General features: G+C 41.8%; 1 protein-coding gene. It reads right to left on the bottom strand.

Translation table 11 applies throughout. The features are described from left to right. Nucleotides 1–1,245 (bottom strand): IS1634 family transposase (locus G602_RS0117070; protein WP_026660031.1); only part of this gene is annotated, 1,245 nt, incomplete at its 3' end. Between the last annotated feature and the right edge of the window lie 169 nt (nt 1,246–1,414).

Raw genomic sequence — 1,414 nt, 5'->3', positions numbered from 1 at the left:
TTCGAGTACTTCGTAATCAAAAATATCCGACATGAATTCTCTGTGCTTCAGTATTTTGGCGACAGCCTTTTGTACGCTTTCAACCGTAGGCTTTTTACCTTTTGTGATCTCGCCCTTTGATCTTTTCAGGAGTTTGCCCTGCAGATCCATGAGATCAGATTTTGTTTTATCAATGTTTATACTTATCCCCTGAAGCTGTCCTCTTTCAAGTTCGGGATTATATACAATGACAGTTATTACTTTTCTGCCAAGGACTTCAGCTTCCATGCGGTATGATGATAGTTTCATGTGCTTCTCATCTGCATTATCGGGGCACACCAGAGGTTTGTAATCATTTTTACTGACAGCAAACAATTCAGGAACCTGGTTCTTTTTCAAGCCTCCGACATAATGAAAGTTTAGTTCTTCGCTTTCAAGCAAGTCCAGATTATCCTCTGAATTATTGCCACGGTCAAATACAAGAGTAATATTAGCATCATTACCTGCGATCTGCCGGAATCGCAGCTTGAGCATTTCCATCATCTCGGCAAACTGTCTGGAATCACTACGGTTACCGGGATATGTTTCGCTTAATATAGGAATGGAAAAATCCGGTGTGACTATCAGTGCAAGGCCAACTGTTTTCAGGTCGTTTCGTTTTGCTTTATCATGACCGCGTTTGGCAAGCTCTGATGGATTCATTGTATCAATATATGTAAAAAAGTTAGTGGCATCATAGATAAGATTGTTCAGGTCAACATCGAATACTTCCGTCTGCCTTTCGAGAAGTTTGTCTTCAATCTGGCGAAGCTGTTCGGAAGTAATGTTGGTGTTATTCCAGAAGTTCTGGGCCGTAAACAATGATGACTTGAGCCCGGTTATATATGGAAGAGATGTGCTCTCGTACCATTCTTTAAGCCCGCTTTTTGATGTAGGAGCTACAGCTCTATTAATCGCTGCTGTTAGGATATACATGCCAACCGATGCACCTTGTTTGCGTTTGGGGACGATGGAATCTATGATATCAACCACACCCAGTCTGCTGGCAAAGTCATATAACAGGGCCACAGTTCCAAACTGGGCTTCATGCGCATAAAGAACCTGATCTTGTATAGATCTACCCGCATCAGCAGCCAGCTGTAGCAGCTTGTCTGCGGAACCAAGATACTTCTGGTTCACGATTTTAGGCTTACCATCCACGCGCTTGGATTCGCCATAGTAGTAGTAATTCTGCCCCTTGATTTTCTTTTTGATTATGGTTCCCATACAGCCTCCACAAGTTAGGATATACTCTATAGCTGTATTATACCATATATTGGTATATTTGTGGGCATTTATTACATATTTAGTTAGGCTATACACTCAAGGTGCCCTGAAGCCAGGAAATATCTACATTTTACAGATGCAGGGCAGATAACTTGTAAACTTGCGCTAG

The sequence above is a fragment of the Butyrivibrio sp. AC2005 genome (assembly GCF_000424145.1).
Taxonomy (GTDB): domain Bacteria; phylum Bacillota; class Clostridia; order Lachnospirales; family Lachnospiraceae; genus Butyrivibrio.
The sequence above is the reverse complement of the archived record's forward strand: the minus strand, read 5'-3'. Positions and strand labels throughout refer to the sequence as shown.